Source organism: Novosphingobium ginsenosidimutans, from assembly GCF_007954425.1.
GTDB classification, from domain to species: Bacteria; Pseudomonadota; Alphaproteobacteria; order Sphingomonadales; family Sphingomonadaceae; genus Novosphingobium; species Novosphingobium ginsenosidimutans.
Window position 1 is genome coordinate 3076625 of sequence record NZ_CP042345.1, and the last position, 25029, is coordinate 3101653.

Consider the following 25029-nt stretch of genomic DNA (forward strand, 5'->3'; position numbering starts at 1 on the left):
GCTTGATCCTTACCAGCTCGACTTTGTCACGCCCGGGATCATGCCCTTGTTGGCAAGATCACGCAGCTCAATGCGGCAAAGGCCGAACTTGCGATAGTAGCCGCGCGGGCGGCCGGTGGTGGCGCAACGGTTGCGAACCCGGGTCGGGTTGCCGTTGCGCGGGATTTCCGCCAGCTTCAGGCGGGCGATCAGACGCTCGGTTTCGTCAAGCGACTTGTCGTCGGCCTGCGCCTTCAGCGCGGCATACTTGGCCGCATACTTCTGAACGAGCTTCTTGCGACGCTCGTTCTTGTTCACGGAACTCAGTTTCGCCATGGACTTAAGCTCTCTCTAACTCAGGCCGCTTGTGCAGCTTCGGCTTCCGCCGGGAACGGGAAACCGAACAGGCGAAGCAGCTCGCGCGCTTCCTCGTCGGTCTTGGCAGTGGTGGTGACAATGATGTCCATCCCACGCACCTTCTCAATCTGGTCGTAGCTGATCTCTGGGAAGATGATCTGCTCCTTCAGGCCCATGGCATAGTTGCCACGGCCGTCGAACGACTTGGCATTGAGGCCACGGAAGTCGCGGATGCGGGGCATTGCGACAGTGATCAGGCGATCGAGGAACTCATACATGCGTTCACGGCGCAGGGTGACCTTGCAACCGATCGGCATGCCTTCACGCAGCTTGAACTGCGCGATCGACTTCTTCGCCTTGGTGATCACGGGCTTCTGGCCAGCGATCAGTTCCATTTCGGCGGCGGCGGTCTGGACCTTCTTCTTGTCCTGACTGCCTTCACCGACGCCCATGTTAAGCGTGATCTTTTCGATCTTCGGAATTTCCATGACGTTCTTGTAACCGAACTTGTCGGTCATCGCCTTGGCGATCTGCTCGTCGTACTTCTTGCGAAGACGGGGCACGTACTTCTCAGCCATCGATGGTCTCCCCGGACTTCACGGCCACGCGGACCTTCTTGCCGTCCTTGTCTTCAAAGCGGACGCGAGTTGCCTTGCCGGTCTTCGGATCGGCGAGGCCGACCTTCGAGATCGCCATCGGCGCTTCGCGGCGCTCGATGCCACCCTGCGGGTTGACCTGACTCGGCTTACGGTGACGGGTCGCAACGTTCACACCCTGGACCACGATCTTGCCTTCCTTCGGCATGACCTGAAGGACGGTGCCGGAACGGCCCTTGTCCTTGCCCGAGCGGACGACGACGTTGTCACCCTTCTTGATCTTGGCAGCGGACATTTAGAGGACCTCCGGCGCAAGGCTGATGATCTTCATGTAGCCCTTGCCGCGCAGTTCGCGGACCACGGGGCCGAAGATGCGGGTACCGATGGGTTCGGCGTTCTTGTTGATCAGAACGGCAGCATTGCTGTCGAAACGGATCACGCTGCCGTCGGCACGGCGCACGTCCTTGCGGGTCCGCACGATGACCGCGCGGTGCACGTCGCCCTTCTTCACCTTAGTGCGGGGCTGCGCTTCCTTGACCGACACCACGATGATGTCGCCCACGCCGGCAGTGCGGCGCTTGGAGCCGCCCAGCACCTTGATGCACTGGACGCGCTTCGCGCCGCTGTTGTCAGCGACGTCGAGGTTTGATTGCATCTGGATCATAGATCCGGTTCCTTCTCACTGGCTTGCCGGAACCAGTCCGGCAGTTCCAAATTGGGTGACTTCTTAGACGTCAGCTTCGACCGCAGCGGTCTTGCCAGCCTGGACCCGCTCGATGACCTTCCAGGTCTTGAGCTTCGAAATCGGCGCGGTCTCTTCGATGCGCACGGTTTCGCCGGTCTTGAAGGCATTGTCTTCGTCGTGGGCGTGGTACTTCTTCGAACGACGGATGATCTTCCCGTAGAGCGGGTGCTTCACCTTACGCTCGACCTTCACGACCACGGTCTTGTCGGTCTTGTCGGAGACCACGGTCCCGATCAGGATACGCTTGGGCATCTGTGGGCTCCTTACTTGGCCACGCGGGCGCGTTCGCCCTGCAGCGTCTTGATGCGGGCGATGTCGCGGCGCACTTCCTTGATGCGCGCGGGGCGCTCGAGTTGGTTAGTCGCGGCCTGGAAGCGCAGGTTGAACGCTTCCCGCTTGAGATCGGCCAGATCAGCGGTCAGCTGATCGTCGGTCTTGGCGCGCAGGTCTTCAACCTTGGCCATCATTCACCTCCCAGGTGCGAGGTGTCGCCCAGGCGGGCAACGACCTTGGTCTTGATCGGCAGCTTCATCGCAGCGCGGCTGAAGGCTTCGGCGGCCAGCGGGCCGGCAACGCCGTCCAGTTCGAACAGGATACGGCCGGGCTTCACGCGCGCGGCCCAGTATTCGATCGAACCCTTGCCCTTACCCTGACGGACTTCGGCAGGCTTCTTCGAGACCGGCACGTCCGGGAAAACGCGGATCCAGAGACGACCCTGGCGCTTGATGTGGCGGGTGATTGCACGACGCGCCGCTTCGATCTGGCGCGCGGTGATCCGCTCGGGCTCAAGCGCCTTCAGACCGTACGACCCGAAGTTCAGGTCCGTACCGCCCTTGGCATCGCCCTTGATCCGGCCCTTGAAGGCCTTGCGGAACTTGGTTTTCTTAGGTTGCAGCATGACTTAGTTCCTGCGGTCATCGCGCGCGGGGCGCACGCCGGAGGTCTGAGCCTCCATCATCAACCGGTCCTGCGCCATCGGGTCGTGGCCGAGGATCTCGCCCTTGAAGATCCAGCACTTGATGCCGATGATCCCGTAGGCGGTCAGCGCTTCGGCTTCCGCATAGTCGATGTTGGCGCGCAGGGTGTGCAGCGGCACGCGGCCTTCACGGTACCACTCGACGCGGGCGATTTCCGCACCGCCAAGACGGCCCGAGCAGGTGATCTTGATGCCTTCGGCGCCAAGACGGAGAGCCGACTGCACCGCGCGCTTCATCGCCCGGCGGAAGGCCACGCGGCGAACCAGCTGGTCGGCGATGCCCTGGGCGACGAGCTTCGCATCGATTTCCGGCTTGCGGATTTCAACGATGTTCAGCTTCACGTCGCTCGAGGTCATCGCGGCGAGCTGCGAGCGCAGCTTTTCGATGTCGGCGCCCTTCTTGCCGATGATGACGCCCGGACGGGCAGCATAGATCGACACGCGGCACAGCTTGGCCGGACGCTCAATGACCACCTTGGAGATCGCGGCCTGGGGCAGCGATTCCATGATGAACTTGCGCATCTTGAGGTCTTCCTCAAGCATCTGCGCATAGTTCTTGCCTTCGGCGTACCAGCGGCTGTCCCAGGTACGGTTGATCTGCAGACGCAGGCCGATCGGGTTGCTCTTGTGACCCATGATCAGGCCTCCTCAACTTCACGGACCACGATCCGCAGCCGCGAGAACGGCTTGAGGATGCGGGTCGACTTGCCGCGGCCACGGGTGTGGAACCGCTTCATGGTGACCGACTTGCCAACCGAAGCCTCGGCAACGACAAGCGCGTCGACGTCGAGGTTGTGGTTGTTTTCCGCATTGGCGATCGCCGAGGCGAGTACCTTGCGGGCGTCGACAGCCATCGCCTTCTTCGAGAAGGCGAGGATGTTCATGGCCTCTTCGGCCTTCTTGCCGCGGATCAGGGCGGCGACCAGGTTGAGCTTCTGGGCCGAACCACGAATGGTGGTGCCGACCGACAGCGCTTCCTTTTCGCCTACGCGGCGCGGAGCAGCTTGCTTGCTCATTAGCGCTTACCCTTCTTGTCGGCAGCGTGGCCGGGGAAGCTGCGCGTCGGCGCAAATTCACCAAGCTTGTGGCCGACCATGTCTTCGTTGACCGAGACGGGGATGAACTTGTGGCCATTGTAGACGTTGAACGTCAGGCCGACGAACTGCGGCAGGATCGTCGAACGACGCGACCAGGTCTTGATCGGAGCGGCGCGAGTGCCGGCTTCCTGCTGGGCTTCCGCCTTCTTCAGCAGGTGCAGGTCGACGAAGGGGCCTTTCCAGACGGAGCGTGCCATGGTGGCTTACCTCTTCTTCTTGGCGTGACGCGAACGGATAATCATCTTGTCCGTCTGCTTGTTGTGGCGAGTGCGGGCACCCTTGGTCGGCTTGCCCCACGGGGTAACCGGATGACGGCCACCCGAGGTGCGGCCTTCACCACCACCGTGCGGGTGGTCGACCGGGTTCTTGGCGACGCCGCGGGTCAGCGGACGACGACCGAGCCAGCGATTACGGCCGGCCTTGCCCAGGTTGGTGTTCTGGTTGTCGGGGTTCGAAACCGCGCCAACCGTACCCATGCAATCGCCGCGCAGGTAGCGCTGCTCACCCGAGTTCAGGCGAACGATCACCATCCCACGGTCACGTCCGACGACCTGGACATAGGTCCCGGCCGAACGGGCGATCTGACCACCCTTGCCCGGCTTCATCTCCACGTTGTGGCAGATGGTCCCGACCGGCATCTGGCTGAGCAACATGGCGTTGCCCGGCTTCACGTCGGTCTTTTCACCAGCGACCACCACGTCACCAACAGCGAGACGCTGCGGCGCGATGATGTAGGTCTGCTCACCGTCTTCGTACTTGACGAGGGCGATGAAGGCCGTGCGGTTGGGGTCATACTCCAGACGCTCAACGGTAGCCGGCATGTCCCACTTGCGACGCTTGAAGTCGATGAAGCGGTACTTCTGCTTGTGGCCACCGGCGATCCCGCGCGAGGTCACGTGGCCCTTGTTGTTACGGCCACCGGTCTTGCGCTTGCCTTCGGTCAGCGCCTTGACGGGCTTGCCCTTCCACAGCGACGACTTGTCGACCAGGATCAGGCCGCGGCGGCCGGGGCTGGTCGGGTTATAGTTCTTGAGTGCCATGGTTCAGCCTCAGATCCCGCTGGTGACGTCGATCGACTGGCCAGCAGCCAGCGTCACAACGGCCTTCTTTACGTCCGAGCGCTTGTAGGGCTTGCCCTTCCAGCGCTTGGTCTTGCCCTTCTGGGTCAGCGTGTTCACGCTCTTGACCTTCACCCCGAACAGCGCCTCGACGGCAGCCTTGATTTCGGGCTTGGTCGCCTTGTCGGCAACCTTGAAGACCACAGCGTTGTTCTCGCTGAGCAGCGTCGACTTCTCGGTGATGTGGGGAGCCACGATCACGTCGTAGTGACGCGTGTCGATTGCGTCCTTAGCCATTGAAACGCGCCTCCAGCTTTTCGACCGCGGCGCGCGTCAGCACCAGCGTATCATGCTTCAGGATGTCATAGACATTGGCGCCGATCGCCGGGAGGACGTTCACGCCCACCAGGTTGGCCGAAGCGCGGGCAAAACCCTCGTTCACGGCTTCACCGTCGATCACCAGCACCTTCTTGCCCCAGTTCGCCTTGGCGAGCTGTGCGGCAACGGCCTTGGTCTTGACGTCCTTGATGTCCAGGCTGTCGATCACGACAAGGCTACCCTTGGCCTTGGCCGAGAGCGCCATCTTGAGACCCAGTGCGCGGACCTTCTTGTTCAGCGAGACGTCGAATTCACGACGACGCGGACCCATGGCCTTGCCACCGCCGATGAAGATCGGCGCCTTGCGGTCACCGTGACGAGCCGTACCGCCGCCCTTCTGGCGACCGAACTTCTTGCCGGTGCGGGCCACGTCCGAACGCTCGCGAGCGGCGCGGGCGATGCCGCGGCGGTTCTCGAGCTGCCAGGTGACAACGCGGTGCAGGATGTCGGCGCGCGGCTCAAGGCCGAAGACCGCATCGTTGAGCTCGATGTCGCCCTTGCCGGCGGTACCATCGAGATTGGAAAGCTTCACCTTCACGACTTAGCCCTCCTGGCCTTCGGTGGCTTCGACAGCCGCGACGTCTTCCGCCGGGGTGTCGGCAGCTGCCGAGTCATTGCTGTTGGCGGCGCCCTTGAGGCCGGCCGGATAGGGCGCTTCGGCGTGGCGCGAGACCTTCACCGAGTCCTTGACGGTCAACCAGGAGTTCTTGGCACCCGGAACCGAACCCTTGACGAAGATCAGGCCGCGCTCATCATCGACGCGGACGACTTCGAGGTTCTGCTGGGTGCGGTTGCGGTCACCCATGTGGCCGGCCATCTTCTTGTTCTTGAAGACGCGGCCCGGATCCTGGCGGTTACCGGTCGAACCGTGCGCACGGTGGCTGATCGAAACACCGTGGGTGGCGCGCATACCGCCGAAACCCCAGCGCTTCATAGCGCCCTGGAAACCCTTACCCTGGGTCGTGCCGGCAACGTCGACCATCTGGCCCGGCACGAAGTGCGAGGCAGCGATCGTTGCACCGACTTCCAGCACGGCATCATCGGCCACGCGGAATTCGACAACCTGGGCCTTCAGGGGAACCTGAGCCTTGGCGAAATGTTCACGCTGCGGCTTGGCAACGTTCTTCTGCTTGGCACTGCCGGCACCCAGCTGAACAGCGACATAGCCGTCGGTTTCAGCGGTGCGCACGGACACCACCTGGCAATCTTCCAGCGCCAGGACGGTCACGGGCACATGCCGGCCGTCCTCCTGGAACAGGCGGGTCATCCCCACCTTCTTGGCGATCACGCCGGTACGCATGATCCGTTCTCCTACAGAGGCCTGTGGGGACCATCCCCAAAGGCGTGTTCAGCCCGAAATGTGAAGCGAGCCCCGTCCGGGCTGAGTGCCACCTTGCGGCGGCTAGACGGGGGACGCTTGCCCGGCCAAGTTGCCCCGAGGGGCGAAGCCGGAGGTATCCCTATGTCAGCGCGGGAGTGTTCCCGCGAACCGGCCGAAGCCGGAAGGTTTGGCCCGAAGGCCGCTGGCCGTTAGGCCAGCTTGATCTCGACGTTCACGCCGGCCGCCAGGTCGAGCTTCATCAGCGCGTCCACGGTGGTGGCGTTCGGCTGCACGATGTCCAGCAGCCGCTTATAGGTGCGCACTTCGAACTGCTCACGCGACTTCTTGTCGATGTGCGGCCCGCGGTTAACGCAGAACTTCTCAATCTGGGTCGGCAGAGGAATGGGGCCCCGGATCAGCGCGCCAGTGCGGCGAGCAGTCTCGGCGATTTCGCCAGTCGCCTGATCGAGCACGCGGTGATCGAATGCCTTCAGACGAATGCGGATATTCTGAGCTTCCATTGTGTCCTGCCGATGAGAAAGAGCCACGGGGACTTTCACCCCGACCAAATTCGAGCCGCGCCCCTACACAGGGTATGGGATTCGCGCAAGCCTCTTTTCTTGTGCAGTTGCGGCATTTCTGCCGGGTTGAGACCGCCCCTACCACGCAAGCAAGAAAATAACCAAAACCGCGGCCAGCGCGAAACAGAACAGCCTTTGCCTTCCAGATCCGTGGATCCGGTTAACGTTGCTTCTTCTTTCCCAGCGGCGCGTTGAATTCAGGATCCTTGCCGGCCACCCAGGCAATGAACTTTTCCACGCGCGGTTCGATCCGCAACAAGCTGGCGTCCAGCCCATAGCGCTGCAGCTCGGAATTGGTGAAGGTCGTGATCAGCATGTTCTGGCAGATCGGGTGCATTGGCACCGTATCACGCCCGCCGCGGCTCTTCGGCACGGGATGGTGCCAGATCACCGTTTCACCGCAAGGCCGCTCGCACAGCCAGCAATCGGGTGGCGGCGGTGCCTCGTCCCGATTGTCGTCGTCGTCGCGCCAAAGGTCTTCGCGCGGGCCGTGCTTTGAGTATTTACGGGCCATCCCTTCCCCCTCCTGCAACGAAAAAGCCCGGCCTCCTTGCGGAGACCGGGCCTTTCTGTCTCGGTTGCCCGAGGATCGACGAATTACTTCGTGATCTTCGAGACAACGCCCGAACCGACGGTGCGGCCGCCTTCGCGGATTGCGAAGCGCAGACCTTCGTCCATCGCGATCGGCGCGATCAGCTTGACCGACAAGGCAACGTTGTCGCCCGGCATGACCATTTCGGTGCCTTCCGGCAGCACGACTTCACCGGTCACGTCGGTGGTGCGGAAGTAGAACTGCGGGCGGTAGTTGGCGAAGAACGGCGTGTGACGGCCACCTTCGTCCTTCGACAGCACGTAGACTTCGGCGCTGAATTCGGTGTGCGGCGTAACCGAACCCGGCTTGGCCAGAACCTGGCCGCGCTCAACGTCTTCACGCTTCAGACCACGAACCAGGGCACCGATGTTGTCGCCGGCTTCACCCTGATCGAGCAGCTTGCGGAACATTTCGACGCCGGTCACGACGGTCTTCTGGGTGTCCTTGAGGCCGATCACTTCGACTTCGTCGCCAACCTTGACGATACCGGTCTCGACGCGCCCGGTCACGACGGTGCCGCGACCCGAGATCGAGAACACGTCTTCCACCGGCATCAGGAACGGCTTGTCGGTAGGACGCGGCGGCTGCGGAATGGCAGTGTCGACGGCGTTCATCAGGGCAACGATCGAGTCCTTGCCGATGTTTTCGTCGCGGCCTTCCAGAGCGGCCAGGGCCGAACCCGGGATTACGGGGATGTTGTCGCCGTCGAAACCGTACGAGCTGAGCAGCTCGCGGATTTCGAGTTCGACGAGCTCGAGGATTTCCGCGTCGTCGACCTGGTCAACCTTATTCATGTAAACGACCAGAGCCGGCACGCCGACCTGGCGGGCGAGCAGGATGTGCTCGCGGGTCTGCGGCATCGGACCGTCAGCAGCGTTCACCACGAGGATGGCACCGTCCATCTGCGCCGCGCCGGTGATCATGTTCTTCACATAGTCAGCGTGGCCCGGGCAGTCGACGTGCGCGTAGTGACGGGCAGCGGTTTCATACTCGACGTGAGCGGTCGAGATGGTGATGCCACGCTCGCGCTCTTCGGGAGCCTTGTCGATGTTTGCGAAGTCAACGGCTTCACCACCGTTGATTTCGGCCATCACCTTGGTGATCGCGGCGGTCAGCGTGGTCTTACCATGGTCAACGTGACCGATGGTGCCGATGTTGCAGTGCGGCTTGGTCCGCTCAAACTTAGCCTTAGCCATTGTCTTTCCTTTGCAGCGCGCCGCCAACCGTCGGCTGACCGCGTTTTCGATAATGAATTTCTGTCTGTGGAACGGGTCCGTCCCTGAACGCCAGAACCGGCTTGAGTCGTCCGGTACCTCGCGAAGGCGCGCCGATAGCGAATGTCCGCTGCGTATGCCAGAGAAAAAATGCGCCGCGACAGAGGCTCGCCCGGCGCGCGCCTGCGATACGCCGTCGGCCAGGTCAGACCAGCGACTTTATCATGCGTTGCAGAGGCACCAAAACCTCGCCAACTGCGACCTGATCAAGCGGTCCGAGCGGGGAATACCCGCAACTTCGGTAGAGCGGCACGCCCGCCGCTGTCCCCATCAATTCGACCCGCGCAAAGCCTGCCTGGCGTGCAGCCGCCTCGCACAGATCAAGGATCAGGGCGCCCACACCGCGGCGCACGAAGGCAGGATCCGTGTACATCGCCCGAATCTTGGCAGCATCGCGCAGCGGATCGAGCCGGGCCGGCTCGCGCGCCACGATGCTGTCATCGCCGCCAAACAGTGTTGCCCGAAAGCTCCACCCGCCGCAGCCGGCGATCCGGCCACCCGCCTCCACCACAAAATATGTACCGTCGCGAACCAGCTGGCTGTCGAGGCCCATCACCTTGTGACTCGCTGCCACTTGCACAGGAGACAGGAATTGGTGCTGCAATTGTTCGATCGCCAGGCGCATCACCTCGCGCAGGGCGGGGATGTCGGCGTCATTCGCGATCCGGTGCCTAAATGTCTCGGCCATGATCGTCAGCACCTCAAGACAGCACGGGCGGGAAGGTACAACCCTCCCCGCCCGCTCTAGTCATACAATCATCTTGGCTCAGTACTTAATCCGGAGCCTTGCGTAATAGAAGCCTCCGTTCATCCCGAACGGACCGCCCGAACGAGGATAGACCTGCCCGTCGGCGAGGCTGCCAGTGATCGCGTAGACGGGATTTGTGGTGCTCGCCTTGATCCTGTCAGGATAGGTATCGAACAGATTGTTCGCTCCGACGGTAAGCGTGAAATGCTCGGCGAAGGTGTAGCTGACGTCGAGATCAGCCGTCGCCTTGCGGCCAAAGCGCTGGCCCGGATACTCAAGCTGGTTGGCCCAGGAACTGAAGTAATTGATACGGGCGTTGGCCTGGAAATCGCCAAGCTGCCAGTTGGCCGAGGCATTGATGCGATGGCGAGGCGGTAGATTGGAAATATTGAACCGCTGCGCTGCGCTGATCACGGCCGGGTTGAAGTCCTTCACCGTGCTCTTGTTGTAGGCATAGGCCAGCGTCAGGTTCAGCGGGCCATCGGCAAGGGTAGTGCGATAGGTTGTGACCGCATCGATACCCTTGGTCGAGGTGTTGAAGCCGTTGGTGAAGTAATTCACCACGCCCCCAACACCTACAGCCGCCAGCGCAGGCAATGCTGCAACGTTAGCTGCGGTCACGTTGAAGTTCTGGGAAATGCCGATGCGGTTACGTACGTCGATGATGTAGCCGTCGACGGTCATCGTCAGGCCGTCGAGCGGCTTAAGGATGAAGCCCGCACCATAATTGTTCGACCGTTCGGGCCGCAGCGAGGTTGCGCCATAGTACTGCGCAATCGAGCTGGTCACCGGATAGGTACCGGTCTGGGTTTGCTGGCCCCCTAGGAAGTTGGTGGTGACGATCTGGGTGTTGTTCTGCCCTGGTGACGGTGCGTGGAAGCCGGTACCGATGGTTGCACGGACCGAGAGCTCGGGCGAAAGCTCGAGCAGGGCGTTGGCTTTCCACACAAAGGCATCGCCAAAGGTGTCGTAATGCTCAAAACGGCCGGCCACGCCCATCGTGAAGGCCTCGGTGATGTCGGCTTCGGCGCCGGCATAGATGCCGTAGCTCTTCTGGGCGTTCTTGCCGGAAAAGACCGGGCTGACGCCGCCGTACCCGCTCGCAGCCGGCGACTGGGTCGCGATAATCTGCGCACCCGAGCCGTTGAGTGCCGGGGCATAGACGCCCGGCGCAGTCTGCACGTAGAGCGGCTGACGGGCATAGGGACCGGCAGCGTAGGACTGCAGATCACCAACGGTCTTTTCGTATTCTTCGCGGCGATGCTCGGCCCCGGCCGAGAACGTGATCGGGCTCGCAAAGCCGACTTCAACCGGATAAGTCAGATCAAGATTGAAAGTCTGCTCGCGCTGGATCAGTTCACCAAAGAAGAACGAGGTCTGGCTCAGCGGACCGAACGATGGGCTGAGCGAGTTGGTCATCGACAGGTTCAGCGAATTGCGTGCGAGCGTCGCTGACAGATCATAGGTCAGCCCGCCGCCGAGTTCGCCCTTGATACCGCCTGTGCCGTACAACTGTTCCACTTCGCCGATGAAGCGCGGGGTAAAGCCGGCCGGGTAAATTGAGGTGAAACTGAATGTCGAGCCGTTCTGGACGAACCCGCCCGACGGACAGGTTGCGTTACCGGTCGGGCACGGCGTGGTGTAGATCGTGTTGAACGACCCGTTGGCCCGCAGGGCACCCGAAAAGGCCGACGTAACCGTGAGCGGTGTGCCCGTGCCTGTATCGGCCTGGAGCGTGCCAGCCAGGCTCGTAGAGGAGCGATAGTTGAAGCTCTGATTGGCATCGCTCTGGGCAGCGTTGACGGTGAGATAGACTTTGGCAGCCTCGGAAAACGCAAAGCCCAGATTGCCAAACACCTTCCACCCATCGCCCGGCGAGGTACCCCAGATCTGGACCGGACCGGGGTAGTTCGGCAATTGTGCTGCCAGGGTGGGATTTGTCAGGGCGAGCGCCGCAACAACTGGGCGAGTTGCGCCGCGGCTGGTGCCGTCCTGATCGTACCACTCACCGCTGATGGAGGCATAACCACCATCGCCAAACTTGAACCCGGCATAGCCGGCAACCTGCTTGCGATCGCCATCACCTTCATAGTTCTGACCATAAAGGGCCTGTAGTTCGAACCCTGCATCGTCGCGAATCTGGTAGTTGATGACGCCGCCGATCGCGTCCGAACCGTACTGCGCCGTCGCGCCGTCGCGCAGAATCTGCAGGTTCTTAACCGCAATTGCGGGAATGTTCGCGATATCGGCGCCCTGCGATCCATAGGACAGCGCCGTATCGGCACCAGAATAGACTTGAACCAGCGCGGCGCGGTTATAGCGCTTGCCATTGATCATCACGAGGATCTGGTCGGCGCCAAGGCCGCGCAGCGAGGGCGGACGCACAAAGGTTGAAGCATCCGAAATCGTGTTCTGCGGCACAAAGAACGAGGGCACCAGGTTGCGTACCGTATCGAGCATGTCCGCAGTCGGCTGCTGGCCCAGCTCGGTCGCGCCGATAACGTCAATTGGCGAAGGACTGTCAGTAACCGAGCGGTCGGTTCGCCGTGTCCCGATCACGACCAGTTCGGCCTCCGCCGTTTCGGCTGACGTATCGCCGGCTGTCTGGGCGACTGCTGGCGCAGCCGGAAGAAGCGCCAATGCGGCAACGCCGCTGATCATGTTAGCCCTGAGTTCCTTGCGGCTGTGCCAAGACACCATAACTGAGACCCCTTTTTGCCATAAAAGATGCAGCCAGCCGGCTGGCCGCGTTTCGAGTCTAGTTCGTTGTTTTAAATAGAAAAGATCGCTCTGCAGAATCTCGTGCGACTGTGGCCTTCATGTCGCATATGGCTATCTGGATGATTTGCGTGATGCCCTTCGGGACCATCCAAACGACGACGGCGCGGTCGACCCTTTGCAGGTCGGCCGCGCCGCCAAATAGCAACCCCCGCTGTCACCATGAGCGGTGACAGCGGTATTTCTGGATCAGGCCAGCTTTTCCTTGACCTCGGCCGCGACATTTGCCGGGACCTCGTCGTAGTGGTCGAAGAACATGGAGTAGTTCGCCCGGCCCTGCGTGAACGAACGCAGCTGGTTGACGTAACCAAACATGTTCGCGAGCGGCACCATCGCGGTCACGGCCTGCGCGTTGCCGCGCGTATCCGTGCCCTGGATCTGGCCACGCCGCGAGTTGATGTCGCCAATCACATCGCCAAGGTATTCCTCCGGCGTGATCACTTCCACCTTCATGATCGGCTCGAGCAGCTTGATGCCCGACTTCTGGGCAACTTCACGCATCGCACCGCGCGCGGCAATTTCGAAGGCCAGGGCCGATGAGTCGACGTCGTGGTACGCACCATCATAGAGCAGCACTTCAAAGTCGATGATCGGGAAGCCGATGAGCGAGCCGGTTTCGGCCGTTTCACGGAAGCCCTTTTCAATGGCGGGAATGTATTCCTTCGGAATGTTGCCGCCCTTGATTTCATCCTTGAAGATAAAGCCTGAACCGCGCTCACCCGGGGTAACCTTGACCTTCACGCGGCCAAACTGACCGGTACCACCCGACTGCTTCTTGTGGGTGTAGTCGATGTCCACCGGCTTCGCGAGGTATTCGCGATAGGCCACCTGCGGCGCGCCAACGTTGGCTTCGACCTTGAACTCGCGCTTCATGCGGTCGACGAGGATTTCGAGGTGCAGTTCGCCCATGCCCTTGATGATCGTCTGGCCCGATTCATGATCGGTCGAGACGCGGAACGAGGGATCTTCGGCAGCCAGGCGGTTGAGCGCGATGCCCATCTTTTCCTGGTCGGCCTTGGTCTTGGGTTCAACCGACAGCTCGATGACCGGCTCGGGGAATTCCATCCGCTCAAGGATGATCGGCTGCCTTTCGGCGCAGAGCGTATCCCCGGTGGTGGTTTCCTTGAGGCCGGCCAGCGCAACGATATCGCCAGCGTGGGCTTCTTCGATGTCTTCGCGGCTGTTGGCATGCATCAGCAGCATGCGGCCAACCTTTTCCTTCTTGCCCTTCACCGAGTTCAGGTAGCTGCCCTTGGTCAGCGTGCCCGAATAGATGCGGGTGAAGGTGAGCGAGCCGACGAACGGGTCGTTCATGATCTTGAACGCCAAGGCCGAGAACGGCGCGTCGTCTGCCGTGGCGCGGCTGTCGGGCTCGTCAGTGTCGGGATTGATGCCCTGCACGTCTTCGATGTCGAGCGGCGAAGGCAGGTAGTCTACCACCGCGTCGAGCAGCGGCTGAACGCCCTTGTTCTTGAACGCCGAGCCGCACAGCACCGGCACGAACGACTGGTTAAGCGTGCCCTTGCGGATCAGCGCCTTGAGCGTCGCGACATCCGGCTCGTTTCCATCGAGGTAAGCTTCCATCGCCACGTCGTCCTGTTCGACGGCGAGTTCGATCAGCTTTTCACGATATTCAGCAGCCTTGTCGGCAAGGTCGGCCGGGATTTCTTCATAGTAGAACTCGGCGCCCAGGCTTTCATCCTTCCAGATGATTGCGCGGTTTTCGACGAGGTCGACCAAGCCCTTGAAATCGCTTTCGGCGCCGATCGGCAGGTACAGCACCGCCGGGGTGGCACCCAGGCGATCGATGATCGTCTGGACGCAGTAGTAGAAGTTGGCGCCGGTGCGGTCGAGCTTGTTGATGAAGCACATCCGCGGAACCTTGTACTTGTCCGCCTGGCGCCACACGGTTTCCGACTGCGGCTCAACGCCGGCAACGCCGTCGAACGCGGCAACCGCACCGTCGAGCACGCGCAGCGAGCGTTCGACTTCGATGGTGAAGTCAACGTGGCCCGGGGTGTCGATGATGTTCAGGCGGTGATCTTGCCAGATGCAGGTCGTGGCGGCCGAGGTGATCGTGATCCCGCGCTCCTGCTCCTGCTCCATCCAGTCCATGGTCGCGGCGCCGTCGTGGACTTCGCCGATCTTGTAGGACTTGCCGGTGTAGTAGAGGATCCGCTCGGTCGTGGTGGTCTTGCCGGCGTCGATGTGCGCCATGATACCGAAATTGCGGTATTTTTCAAGAGGATGGCTGCGTGCCATGGTCTGGGTTTCCTTAAGTCGGAGCGGAGCTGCGCTGCAGCTCCCGCCCCTGGTGCAGTTTTGTGACCGCGGTGTGACGCCTTACCAGCGGTAGTGGCTGAACGCGCGGTTCGCGTCGGCCATGCGGTGGGTGTCTTCGCGCTTCTTTACCGCGTTGCCGCGGTTGTTGGCAGCGTCGAGCAGCTCGGCCGAAAGGCGCGCGCTCATCGTGGTTTCGCTGCGGTTGCGCGCGGCGGTGATCAGCCAGCGGATGGCCAGCGCCTGGGCGCGTTCCGGACGAACTTCGACCGGCACCTGATAGGTCGCACCACCAACACGGCGGCTGCGCACTTCGATCTGCGGCTTCACGTTGTTCAGCGCATCGTGGAACAGCTGGACCGGATCGGCCTTGGCCCGGGTCTCCATGGTTTCGAGCGCACCGTAAACGATGCTTTCGGCAACCGACTTCTTACCGTCGAGCATGAGGTTGTTCATGAACTTCGACAGGATCTGATCGTTGAACTTCGGATCCGGCAGGATCTCCCGCTTCTCGGGACGACGACGACGTGACATCGCTTCTATTCCTTATCTGCGGCCGCGCGACAGGCGCGCCGGCCGTGAAAACCAGCCCGCAGGCTTACTTGGGACGCTTGGCGCCGTACTTCGAACGGCTCTTCTTGCGGTCCTTGACGCCCTGGGTGTCGAGCACGCCGCGCAGCACGTGATAGCGCACGCCCGGAAGGTCGCGCACACGGCCGCCGCGGATCAGCACCACCGAGTGCTCCTGCAGGTTGTGGCCTTCACCCGGGATGTACGAAATCACTTCGCGCGCGTTCGTCAGGCGGATCTTGGCAACCTTGCGCAGCGCCGAGTTCGGCTTCTTCGGGGTGGTGGTGTAAACACGGGTGCAGACGCCGCGCTTCTGCGGGTTCTGTTCCATCGCAGGGACCTTGCTCTTGGCCTTCTGCGGTTCGCGACCCTTGCGGATCAGCTGGTTGATCGTAGGCATTGAATCTCTTCACCTAGGTTGTGGCCATCGCGGCAGGGTGAAGAGCAAGCGAATCGCGAACAGCGCAGCGGCGGGGACTGGCCCCACCCGGCGATCAATCGCGAGCCGAAAACGCTCCACCCGGCTGAAAAGACCGGGTTACTTTGACGGTTTACCTGTGAAAGCAGGCGCCCCGGCAATGTTCAGCTCAATCCGGGACGTAAGTTGCCTTGGCCCTGGAAGAGCGCGGCCCTTAGGCGGGATGTTGGATTTGGTCAAGGGTTGGAGCGGGTTGGTAGGCAGCTTGGTTTGGCGCGCTTAGCGCCGCGCATGTTTCTTGCGACATTGGCAGCGGGCAATGTGTCTTCGTCATTATCGGCTGGTAAATCGCCCCAGATTGTTTCCAATTTTGACGCACATGCCGGCCTTAATCGACGTCGCGGCTTGGCAGCCCAAATCTACGCAACGCTGAGCGAATATCCGAGCCGCGGGACATGGACGTTTACCCTGCCTAGTTCGGGCATGTCTCGCGCGACTGTCAGGCTGAAATGGGTCGAGCCCGCAAAAGCTCCAACGATGGGATCGCGGCCATAGTCGGTGGCGGACAGCGCCACTGTCATGCCCTGAAGCCTGGCATCGCAATCTAGCGTTTCGGCCTCGTCTGGTTGTGACATGGCGGCAATTTCGAGCGCCTGTGCCGGTGCCATCGCAGTCCGCTTGCCGTGGCCGATCGCGGTTACGCGGCCATACCAGGCGTCAAAGCCGGCCAAGTCTTCGAACTGGTCGGCAATTCCGGGTGCAAAGGCGCGCACAAACCAGAAGTTATAGTACGCGGCGGCGTCGGCCAGGCAGGGATCGGTACCGGCAAGAAAGGCCCGGCCATCCGCCAGCTGCTGCGCAAGAAGGGCAGCATGGGCCTTGATCTGAGTGATCGCGAACGGCGCAAGCGCCTTCATGGCCGCGACATTGAATGGCTGGCCGCTCAGCGCCTCGCGATCCTTGATGAAGGCAGGGTCGACGTTTTCTCCGATCGAGCCGAAGATCGCCACAACGGCGGACTGGAACACAGCCTTGTCGCACATCTGTTCAACCGCATTGGCGAAGGCCTCGCTTCCTGCCGGATAGAGCTGCTGTTGCGGAAAGCGTCGCTCAAGTTCTCGGACAATCAGCTGGCTATCGCAGTAGATGTCGGCTCCGATCTGCATCACCGGAATGCGGCGATATCCGCCAGTCAGCGGCACCAGATTGGGCTTTGGCATGATCACTGGCTGGTCGACGGCGCACCACGCCAGATCCTTGATACCCAAACAGACCCGGATCTTCTCCGAAAAGGGGGAGGTATCGTACTGGTGGAGAATGACGTCTGGCATCATGCAGGGCTCCGGGACGAGACGTCGGTAACAAATAGATTGTGCCCGAACGAGGCAAGGGCGATCTAAGCGAACAAGGCATACCCGTCTACTTGCCCGCTTATTGGCAGCGAACGGCATAGGTGCGTTTGCTGGTATACATGGGTCGCTGCTTGGAGGGGAAGAGGCATAGCTGCCTCAACATGGCTCTTCAGATATGTTGGTGCTGCCTGTCTGAAATCACTTCCTAAAAAGTCTCCGGTACCAACTGCAAAAGGCTACGGGCCATGGTCCGGTAACTACCACTGATCCAAGTAGAAAAAATTCATGGTTCCGCATTACGGCCTTGAGCATGAGCAATCCGGTGGTTCATCCACAACCTGTCGAAAGCGGTCCGGTCCGATCCAGCCGGGGGTTGCTCCGTAAGCTATTTGGCCCAAGCCCTGCGCCCCAAACCGGCGATGGTTTCACGCAGGCATATGCGGAAAATCTCTCGCATCGCCTCCCGCTGGTTTACGTTGTGACGATGGTGAACATTGTCACCATGATGGTGACCTTCAGACAGTCTGCCCCTGCTGCCTTGGTATTCTGGCTGCCATTGCCGATGCTGGCCGCGCTGCTTGCCAGGGCCACGTACTGGCTACCGATTAATGTCCAGCGCCGATCATTGCCGCTCCTCAAAAGAGACATAGACAGACTACCATTGCTTGGGTCCGCGGTTTCACTCGGGCAGATCAGCTGGGTCTTGTCATTGTACCCTTATGGGGACCAACCCCAGCAAAGCTTGATCCATTATGTGACCGCTGTGACCTGTTTTACTGGAATTCTTGGCCTCAGCCATTCTCCAAAAACTGCAATTCGAATGGCTCTAATTGGAATGCTGCCCGCAAGCGTCGTGTTCTTGTTACATGATCACCCCAATCGCGTCGCCATTGTCGGAGTTCAAACTGCAGTCTCGATCTTGCTCGTATTGATTACGGTCACCTACCACCGGGACTTCGTTTTCCTTGAGCAGTCGCGGCAACTTGCCGGTCGGCGCAAAAAGCAGTTTGCCAGCCTTGCTCTCAAGCATCGCACCTTGGCGATGCATGACCCTCTAACTGGCGCCCTTAATCGGCGGCGATTCCAAGAGTTGCTGGGGGAAGCACTGATCGGGCCGCCGTCTACACGTCCATGGCTGGCAATCCTGGACCTCAACGGGTTTAAATTGATTAACGACACGCATGGCCACCCCGTAGGCGACCATATCCTGATGACTGTAAGTGACCGCATTGAGGCTAGTCGCGGCATCGTTACGTCCGGGCGCATGGGCGGGGACGAGTTTGCAGTACTCTTGTCTGGCACGCTTTCACTCAGCGAAGTAAAATCGGAGCTGGAGGCGTTAGCCCAATCAATTGCCGAGCCAATTGCTTGGAATCAGCTGTGCTTGTCCGCGCAGACGTCAATTGGCGCTTACAAATGCGTGGGCGCAAGCATTAGCGCATGTTTCGAGCGTGCGGACTCGGCGCTCTATCGCGCGAAAGCTGGCGAAACCGGATGCATATCTGTTTTTACAGATGTGGATGAGGTGGGCCTTTTGGAGCGGCGCGAGATCGCGAAGGCATTCACAAGTGCAGACTTCAAGAGCCAGCTAAAGCTGGTTTATCAGCCGATAGTGGACGTCGATACGGGCCGGGTCGTCACTCTGGAGGCGCTTGTTCGATGGTCTCGCGACGGTGACACGCTACTTCCTCCTGCTGAATTCATTCGCTTGGCGGAAGCAACAGGGCGCATTGGTGAATTGACCGATCATGTTCTCGCAACCGCTCTTGATGAGTGCCCTGCGTGGAATTGGGGCTGCCGTTTGGCTATCAATCTGTCTGCCCACGATATTCTTCGCGACGACACATCTGACCGGATTGGTAAAATCATCGAGCAATCGTCGGCACCAAACTCCAGTATCACCTTAGAGATAACTGAGACCGCATTGTTGTCCGACTACAGAAAAGCTGCTGCAAACCTAACTGCGCTCCGCGCAATCGGGCTGCAAATCGCCCTTGACGATTTTGGAACGGGGCAATCCTCGCTTAGCCATGTTCATAACTTGCCGATTGACTGCCTCAAGGTTGACCAAAGCTTTGCGCGGGACCTGGTCGAGAACGAGCGTTCACGCGCGATCGTTGGAACCATTCTCAGCTTATCTCGCCATCTTGGGCTACAGTGCACGATCGAAGGCATCGAGAGCCTATCCCAGCAGGCTGTTGCCCGCAGCATTGGGGTTCGACAAATGCAAGGCTACCATTTCGGCAGGCCGGTCGACGCGGAAACAGCGCTACGGGGTTTGCAGGGGTCTGAAGTCGCGAAATTCGCCTTATCAGGGTTCAGTGACCTGGGTACCGTATTGAAGGACCGGCCAGGATTTGGTGGGCGCCAATAGATCGCGGACCATTCGGATTTTCAGCTTCTCGCCGCTTCAAAAGCCGCCATTCCGGACAGTCCAGCAAAGCCGCCACAAACCATTTTCCTACACACCCCCGCCTCGTGTAAGTGTTTCCCTCCGCAGGGGAATCCAACATTTTTCCAGCACGAGGAACCTGCCTGATGTCTTCCCATTCGTCTGATGTGCCGCCCGTTGGCGCGGCACTGGCTGGGGTGTTTGCGGATTTGCGGCTATGCGAGTGTGAAATATCCCTCCACCATCTGCGATGGTCCCCCTCCCCGAGCATGCTCAGGGAGGATCTTTGGCCTGCCGCTCCCCTCGCCCTTCGCGGCGGACTAGCCGCACGGCCTTTGCCGATCTGCCGCTGAAGAAGGGCGATCCGCTGCGGGGGTTCAAGCCTTATCGCCACAAGGCGCCGCTGAACCTGATGGCCGAGCGGCGGCGCGCGGCCGAGAAAGCGGTGGCGGAGAAAGAGGCGGCTGAGAAGGCGGAGCCTGAGGCGGGATGGCCGGCCCGGTCAAGCTGCGGCGATCAGAACCTCTAGCAGGGGGTTGGGGAACCGCCGCTCTGCCGTGACCCCGTAAAAGGTTTCCATGACACCGGGCAGCTTGGCACATTCGACCAGTTCCCCGCTCGCAAGTTCGTCGCGCACGACAATCGGGGGCAGCGCGGCAAGACCGATGCCTTCGCGCGTCAGCAAGCGCATCATCGCCATGTCGTCAACCTCGGCCGCGATCTGTGGCTTGATCCCAAGCCGCGCTGCCATGGCATCGAAACTCATCCGCAGCGTGGACCCGGACGTCGCCAGGATCACCGGGGTGCTGGCCAGGCGCTGCTCGATTGAAAGATCGCCAGCCAGCAGGGATGGAATGGCGATCAGGCTGATTGGCTGCTCATCAAGCTTGCGGACGATCAGGTTGCCAAGCGTGTCGGCCGGGGGTGGCTGGTTGGTCAGCACAATGTCGATCTGCAGATCTTCGAGCGCGTGGAACAGCTCTCCCGCGCTGCCGGACCGCACGATGACCTCAACATCGCTTCGACCCAGCAGCGGACGCAGGAACTTGAGCTGGAAGTTGCGGGACAAGGTGGCCAGCGAACCGACCCGCAGCACCCGCCGCTGGCGCTCGCCCTGTTGCAGTGTCGCGATCAGCTCGTCACCGCTGGTGAAGATGGAATTGGCATAGTCGAGCGCGATGCGGCCCGCTTCGGTAAGCAGCAGCGCGCGGCCGCGCCGCTCGAACAGTCGGTGGCCCAGGCGCTCTTCCAGCAGCCGGATCTGCGTGGAGACCGCAGACTGCGAGACATTCAGGGCAGTTGCAGCGCGCGTCAGGTTCCCATCGACGGCCACCGCATGGAAGTAGCGCAGGTGGTGATAGTTCAGCTCACTCATATGTTCACTTAAACAGAACGTATTGTGCAAAACAATGTATTTTTCTTGATAAAGCCTAGCGCCTATCGGCCGTCCGACTGCTGCTTTCCTCTGTCGGAGCCTTCATGATCCACCCTTCCCTTCCGCTCGCCGCGCCGCTGCTGTTTGCGCTCGTCGCCGGGCTGGCCTGGCTCACGCCCGGCCGGCGCCCGCGTCTGCTGCTGGCTCAGGCCGAAGCGGCCGCCCTTGTCGCGATCGCGATATCAATCGCCAGCGTGGTGCAACTGGTTTCCACCGGATCGGCGACATCGGCGTTCATCGGCGCGGGCGGGATCGGCCTTTCGATCCGGCTCGATGCGGTAAGCGCCACGATGCTGGCCATGATCGCGACCATTGGCTGGGCGGTGCTGCGCTATTCGGCGAACTATCTTGACGGCGAAGCGCGCCAGGGCGCGTTCATCGGCTGGATGGCGGCGACGCTGGCCAATGTCCTGCTGTTCGTCCTGGCCGGCAACCTGGTGCAGCTGGTGGTGGCCTGGATCGCCACCAGCTTGTGTCTGCATCGCTTGCTGCTGTTCTATCCCGAACGGCTGCAGGCGATCCGCGGAGCGCGCAAGAAGTTCATCGTCGCCCGGATCAGCGACGCAGCCTTGGCGGGGGCCGCGGTCCTGCTGTGGCAAGCCTATGGCACGATCGATCTGGCGACGATCCAGGCCGATGCGCGCGGCGGCCTGGCGCCGGTTGGCGCACAGGTCGCGGCCGGCTTGCTTGCCATCGCCGCGGTACTCAAATCGGTGCAGTTCCCGACCCACGGCTGGCTGACCGAAGTGGTGGACACGCCCACGCCGGTTTCGGCCCTGCTGCATGCCGGCGTGGTCAACGGCGGCGGTTTCCTGCTGGTGCGGTTTGCGGACATCATGCTGCTTACGCCCGGCGTGCTGGCGGTGCTGGTCATGATTGGCGGCTTCACTGCGCTGCTGGGCGGATTGGCGATGCTGGGCCAACCGGCGGTCAAGAACTCGCTCGCCTGGTCGACCATCGCGCAGATGGGTTTCATGATCATGCAGTGCGGCCTTGCGCTGTTCCCGCTCGCGCTGCTGCACATCGTCGCGCACTCCTTCTACAAGGCCCATGCGTTCCTCTCATCGGGGACGGCGGTGGATGTTGTCGCGGCAATCCGCCGGCCGGGCCCAGTCGCCGTACCAAGCGGACGGAACGTTGCGGCGGCCTTTGCTCTGGCGCTGGCGATCTACGCCGCGATCGGGGCGCTGTTCGGCCTGGGTGACAAGCCGCCGCAAGCGATCGGCCTGGGCGCGATCCTGGTCTTCGGGGTGGCCTACCTCCTGGCGCAAGGCCTTGCCGACAAGGCGCCGCGCCAGCTGACCCGGCAGACTGCGCTCTATTCGACCCTCGCCTCGCTGGGCTACTTCGGCCTGCAGCGCGGATCCGAATGGCTGACCGCCGGAACGCTTCCGGCGACCCCGGCCCCCGGCCCGCTCGAATGGACGCTGCTGGCGCTTGCGGTTGCCAGCTTCGGCCTGACCGCGGTTGCCCAGGCGCTGTTCCCGCTCTGGGCGACGCACCCGGCCGCTTCGGGCCTGCGCGTCCACCTTTCCAACGGGCTTTACGCCAATGCCGTGTTCGACCGGCTGATCGGCAACTGGTCAACGCGGCTGCCGCGCTGACCGATCGAAACAAGGACTCCATCCAATGACAGCGCAGTTTTCCGCCGCCGCATTCGAGCCCATCGCCGTGACCACTGCAATTCGGGAAGCCATCGACCATGCCGTCCGGCAGGTGCCGCCGGCCTGGCCGCTGGCCTCTTCGGTCGCGGTCAATCCGTTCCTTGGCCAGACGGGCGAGACGCTTGCCGACGCCGCTGCGCGGCTCCGCAAGGTTGGCGGCGTGCCGGTGACCATGCCGCGCGACTGGTACCGCGAACGGATCGCCAATGGGTCCATCACCGAGGCCGATCTTGCCGCCGCGCTGGCTGCATCACGCCACCCGGCCAAGCCCGCCAACCTTGCTGAATTGCAGGCGGCGATTGCGCTTGATCGGCCCGCACCGGCGGCATTGGCCAACGTTGCCGAGCTTGCAGCCAAGGCCAGCGGCACCGACTGGCCGGGCATTGTGGCCGACCGCATGGGATCATGGCTGGCTGGCTATTTCGACGAAGGTCAGGCGTTGTGGCCGGTGATCCGCGGCCACTCCGCATGGGCTGCCTGGCGGTCCAATGCGACCCATGACCTGACCCCCGAGATCATGGGGCTGCATGGCTTTGCCCGGATCGTGGCCGAGGCGCCGCAGGATCCGCTGGCCTTGATAGGCCGCGCGGTGAACACGCTGGACCTCGATGAAGCGGCGCTGGCCAGCTACTTTCACCAGCTGCTCCTTACGCTTGGCGGCTGGGCGCAATATGCGCGGTACAAGCTCTGGCAGGCGGAACTGCGGGGCGACACCGATATGACCCTGGCCGATCTGCTGGCCATCCGCTTGCTGTGGGAAGAATCGCTCTATCTCCAGCACCAGACTGCGATCACCCATCAATGGGCCGCCGTCCGCGCCGACCATGGAAGCGAAGCTCTGGCCGATGCCGACGATCTGGTTGACGAGATCCTCCAGGAAGCAACCGAGCGGGCATCGCAGCGCGAACTGGCCGAAAGCCTGGCGATGACCGGATCGCAACAACGCCAGGACCAACCGGCATTGCAGGCCGCATTTTGCATCGACGTGCGTTCGGAAGTGTACCGGCGTGCACTCGAAAGTGTCGATTCGGCCATCCAGACCATCGGCTTCGCAGGGTTCTTCGGAGTGGCGACCGAACATCGCGGCTTTGCTTCCGATACTGCCGAGCACCGCTTGCCGGTTCTGCTCAATCCCGCGCTTCAGTCTGTGTCTGGCGACGAGCGGCACGCAGCGCAGGACCAGACCACCCGCTTCGCCCTGCGCGCGAAGCGGGCCTGGGGCCGCTTCAAGCTTGCCGCCGTATCCTCGTTCGCGTTCGTGGAAGCGACCGGGCCGCTCTATGCCGTCAAGCTGCTGCGAGATGCGCTGGGGTTGCACGGAACAAAGGCTCCGAACGAGCCAATGCCGCGCCTTGTCCCGGACCTCACGCCTGACGCACGGATCAGCGCGGCCGAGACGATCCTCAAGGCGATGTCGCTAACCGCCCGCTTCGCACCGATCGTGCTGATCGCGGGACACGGTGCCAATGTAACCAACAACCCGCATGCGAGCGGTCTCAACTGCGGCGCCTGCGGGGGTTACTCAGGCGAAGTGAATGCCCGGCTTCTGGCCGGCTTGCTTAACGATCGCGCCGTGCGCGCCGGACTGGCCGAGCGCGGGATCCACATCCCGCAGGGCACGGCCTTTATCGCTGCCTTGCATGATACCACTACCGACCGCGTGACGCTTTACGACGGTGACCTTAGCGAGGCAGCACCGGCCGGCCTTAACCAGGTGCGCACCTGGCTGGACAACGCCAGCGCCCTGGCCCGCGCCGAGCGCGCGGCGCGCCTGCCGCATGCCGATGGCCAGGCTGATATCGCTCGCCGCGCCCGGGACTGGGCCGAAGTGCGCCCCGAATGGGGCCTGGCCGGTTGCAAGGCTTTCATCGCCGCGCCGCGCGCCCGCACCCACGGCTGCGCGCTGGATGGCAGAGCCTTCCTTCACGATTATGACTGGCGCAAGGATGCAACAAATGGCTTCGCCGTCCTCGAACTGATCCTGACCGCGCCAGTCGTCGTCGCCAGCTGGATCAGCCTGCAATACTACGGCTCGACTGTTGCGCCGGCGGCCTTTGGGGCAGGAAACAAGCTGCTGCACAACGTTGTTGGCGGGATCGGCGTCCTTGAAGGAAATGGCGGCAACATGCGCGCCGGCCTGGCATGGCAATCGGTTCACGATGGCGAGAAGCTGATGCACGAGCCATTGCGGCTATCGGTCTGCCTTGAAGCCCCCGTCGAAGCGGTCACGGCGGTCCTCGAAAAGCATCCGCAGGTGCGGGCGCTGTTCGACAACCGCTGGCTGCACCTGTTTGTCATCGCCGACAACGGACAGCTGGCAAAGCGTTATGCTGGCAATCTGAGCTGGCAGGACGAGCCGCATGGATCGGATTAGGGCGAGCAGCGACGGATCATCGCATCTTTCGGCTCCGTTCGCCGCGCGGGTAAGGACTTCTTAA

The 25029-nt window shown here is 61.9% G+C and carries 28 protein-coding genes; 4 read left to right on the forward strand and 24 right to left on the reverse strand.

Annotated features, from left to right (window positions below; genetic code table 11):
* Positions 1–9: 9 nt before the first annotated feature.
* From rpsN to FRF71_RS15265, 23 genes are all read right to left on the reverse strand, one after another.
* The gene (gene rpsN / locus FRF71_RS15155; protein WP_147091441.1) at positions 10–315 is read right to left on the reverse strand and encodes a 30S ribosomal protein S14; all 306 of its coding nucleotides are present in this window, start codon (positions 313–315) and stop codon (positions 10–12) included.
* A gap of 20 nt (positions 316–335) precedes the next feature.
* On the reverse strand, positions 336–914 hold the full coding sequence (rplE, locus tag FRF71_RS15160; RefSeq protein ID WP_147091442.1) for a 50S ribosomal protein L5: 579 nt from the start codon (positions 912–914) through the stop codon (positions 336–338).
* Complete coding sequence (rplX, locus tag FRF71_RS15165) at positions 907–1227, reverse strand: 50S ribosomal protein L24 (protein WP_147091443.1); 321 nt, start codon at positions 1225–1227, stop codon at positions 907–909. Before rplX ends, rplE begins: the two co-directional genes overlap by 8 nt.
* A complete protein-coding gene (rplN, locus tag FRF71_RS15170; RefSeq protein WP_147091444.1) occupies positions 1228–1596 on the reverse strand; it encodes a 50S ribosomal protein L14 in 369 nt (122 codons plus the stop codon). It abuts the gene before it with no gap.
* 63 nt (positions 1597–1659) lie between these two features.
* Entirely contained in the window at positions 1660–1929 is a 270-nt protein-coding gene (rpsQ, locus tag FRF71_RS15175) for a 30S ribosomal protein S17 (protein WP_147091445.1), read from the reverse strand.
* Between the two features lie 11 nt (positions 1930–1940).
* On the reverse strand, positions 1941–2144 hold the full coding sequence (rpmC, locus tag FRF71_RS15180) for a 50S ribosomal protein L29 (RefSeq protein WP_147091446.1): 204 nt from the start codon (positions 2142–2144) through the stop codon (positions 1941–1943).
* On the reverse strand, positions 2141–2575 hold the full coding sequence (gene rplP / locus FRF71_RS15185) for a 50S ribosomal protein L16 (protein WP_147091447.1): 435 nt from the start codon (positions 2573–2575) through the stop codon (positions 2141–2143). Before rplP ends, rpmC begins: the two co-directional genes overlap by 4 nt.
* Before the next feature lie 3 nt (positions 2576–2578).
* Positions 2579–3289, reverse strand: coding sequence for a 30S ribosomal protein S3 (gene rpsC, locus FRF71_RS15190; protein WP_147091448.1), 711 nt, complete (start codon positions 3287–3289; stop codon positions 2579–2581).
* A gap of 2 nt (positions 3290–3291) precedes the next feature.
* Entirely contained in the window at positions 3292–3669 is a 378-nt protein-coding gene (gene rplV / locus FRF71_RS15195; RefSeq protein WP_147091449.1) for a 50S ribosomal protein L22, read from the reverse strand.
* Positions 3669–3947, reverse strand: coding sequence for a 30S ribosomal protein S19 (gene rpsS, locus FRF71_RS15200; protein ID WP_147091450.1), 279 nt, complete (start codon positions 3945–3947; stop codon positions 3669–3671). Before rpsS ends, rplV begins: the two co-directional genes overlap by 1 nt.
* 6 nt (positions 3948–3953) lie before the next feature.
* Positions 3954–4790 carry a 50S ribosomal protein L2 gene (gene rplB / locus FRF71_RS15205; RefSeq protein WP_147091451.1) on the reverse strand — a complete coding sequence of 279 codons (837 nt, stop codon included), beginning with the start codon at positions 4788–4790 and terminating at the stop codon, positions 3954–3956.
* 9 nt (positions 4791–4799) lie between these two features.
* A complete protein-coding gene (locus FRF71_RS15210) occupies positions 4800–5105 on the reverse strand; it encodes a 50S ribosomal protein L23 (RefSeq protein ID WP_147091452.1) in 306 nt (101 codons plus the stop codon).
* A complete protein-coding gene (gene rplD, locus FRF71_RS15215) occupies positions 5098–5724 on the reverse strand; it encodes a 50S ribosomal protein L4 (RefSeq protein WP_147091453.1) in 627 nt (208 codons plus the stop codon). The genes FRF71_RS15210 and rplD overlap by 8 nt, the downstream gene beginning before the upstream one ends.
* A gap of 3 nt (positions 5725–5727) precedes the next feature.
* On the reverse strand, positions 5728–6486 hold the full coding sequence (gene rplC, locus FRF71_RS15220; RefSeq protein WP_147091454.1) for a 50S ribosomal protein L3: 759 nt from the start codon (positions 6484–6486) through the stop codon (positions 5728–5730).
* 230 nt (positions 6487–6716) lie between these two features.
* Positions 6717–7028, reverse strand: coding sequence for a 30S ribosomal protein S10 (rpsJ, locus tag FRF71_RS15225; protein ID WP_147091455.1), 312 nt, complete (start codon positions 7026–7028; stop codon positions 6717–6719).
* Between the two features lie 220 nt (positions 7029–7248).
* Positions 7249–7602, reverse strand: coding sequence for a hypothetical protein (locus FRF71_RS15230; protein WP_147091456.1), 354 nt, complete (start codon positions 7600–7602; stop codon positions 7249–7251).
* Positions 7603–7685: 83 nt separating this feature from the next.
* Positions 7686–8876, reverse strand: coding sequence for an elongation factor Tu (gene tuf, locus FRF71_RS15235; protein WP_147091457.1), 1191 nt, complete (start codon positions 8874–8876; stop codon positions 7686–7688).
* A gap of 223 nt (positions 8877–9099) precedes the next feature.
* Positions 9100–9642, reverse strand: a complete 543-nt coding sequence (locus FRF71_RS15240) for a GNAT family N-acetyltransferase (RefSeq protein WP_147091697.1) — start codon at positions 9640–9642, stop codon at positions 9100–9102.
* Positions 9643–9720: 78 nt separating this feature from the next.
* On the reverse strand, positions 9721–12402 hold the full coding sequence (locus FRF71_RS15245; RefSeq protein ID WP_238339298.1) for a TonB-dependent receptor plug domain-containing protein: 2682 nt from the start codon (positions 12400–12402) through the stop codon (positions 9721–9723).
* 267 nt (positions 12403–12669) lie between these two features.
* A complete protein-coding gene (fusA, locus tag FRF71_RS15250; RefSeq protein WP_147091458.1) occupies positions 12670–14742 on the reverse strand; it encodes an elongation factor G in 2073 nt (690 codons plus the stop codon).
* Positions 14743–14823: 81 nt separating this feature from the next.
* Complete coding sequence (gene rpsG / locus FRF71_RS15255; RefSeq protein ID WP_147091459.1) at positions 14824–15294, reverse strand: 30S ribosomal protein S7; 471 nt, start codon at positions 15292–15294, stop codon at positions 14824–14826.
* Positions 15295–15358: 64 nt separating this feature from the next.
* A complete protein-coding gene (gene rpsL / locus FRF71_RS15260) occupies positions 15359–15730 on the reverse strand; it encodes a 30S ribosomal protein S12 (protein ID WP_147091460.1) in 372 nt (123 codons plus the stop codon).
* A gap of 437 nt (positions 15731–16167) precedes the next feature.
* The gene (locus FRF71_RS15265; protein WP_161597992.1) at positions 16168–17079 is read right to left on the reverse strand and encodes a glutathione S-transferase family protein; all 912 of its coding nucleotides are present in this window, start codon (positions 17077–17079) and stop codon (positions 16168–16170) included.
* Between the two features lie 331 nt (positions 17080–17410).
* On the opposite strand from FRF71_RS15265, the gene FRF71_RS15270 reads away from it, so the two are divergent.
* A complete protein-coding gene (locus FRF71_RS15270) occupies positions 17411–19474 on the forward strand; it encodes a putative bifunctional diguanylate cyclase/phosphodiesterase (RefSeq protein WP_147091462.1) in 2064 nt (687 codons plus the stop codon).
* Between the two features lie 304 nt (positions 19475–19778).
* Positions 19779–20021: a hypothetical protein gene (locus FRF71_RS15275; RefSeq protein ID WP_147091463.1), complete on the forward strand. Its 243-nt coding sequence runs from the start codon at positions 19779–19781 to the stop codon at positions 20019–20021.
* Here the strand turns inward: FRF71_RS15275 and FRF71_RS15280 are convergent.
* A complete protein-coding gene (locus tag FRF71_RS15280) occupies positions 19995–20867 on the reverse strand; it encodes a LysR family transcriptional regulator (protein WP_147091464.1) in 873 nt (290 codons plus the stop codon). The genes FRF71_RS15275 and FRF71_RS15280 overlap by 27 nt on opposite strands.
* Before the next feature lie 104 nt (positions 20868–20971).
* On the opposite strand from FRF71_RS15280, the gene FRF71_RS15285 reads away from it, so the two are divergent.
* A complete protein-coding gene (locus tag FRF71_RS15285; protein WP_147091465.1) occupies positions 20972–22531 on the forward strand; it encodes a proton-conducting transporter transmembrane domain-containing protein in 1560 nt (519 codons plus the stop codon).
* Between the two features lie 25 nt (positions 22532–22556).
* The gene (locus FRF71_RS15290) at positions 22557–24965 is read left to right on the forward strand and encodes a YbcC family protein (protein ID WP_147091466.1); all 2409 of its coding nucleotides are present in this window, start codon (positions 22557–22559) and stop codon (positions 24963–24965) included.
* The last annotated feature ends 64 nt before the right edge of the window (positions 24966–25029 follow it).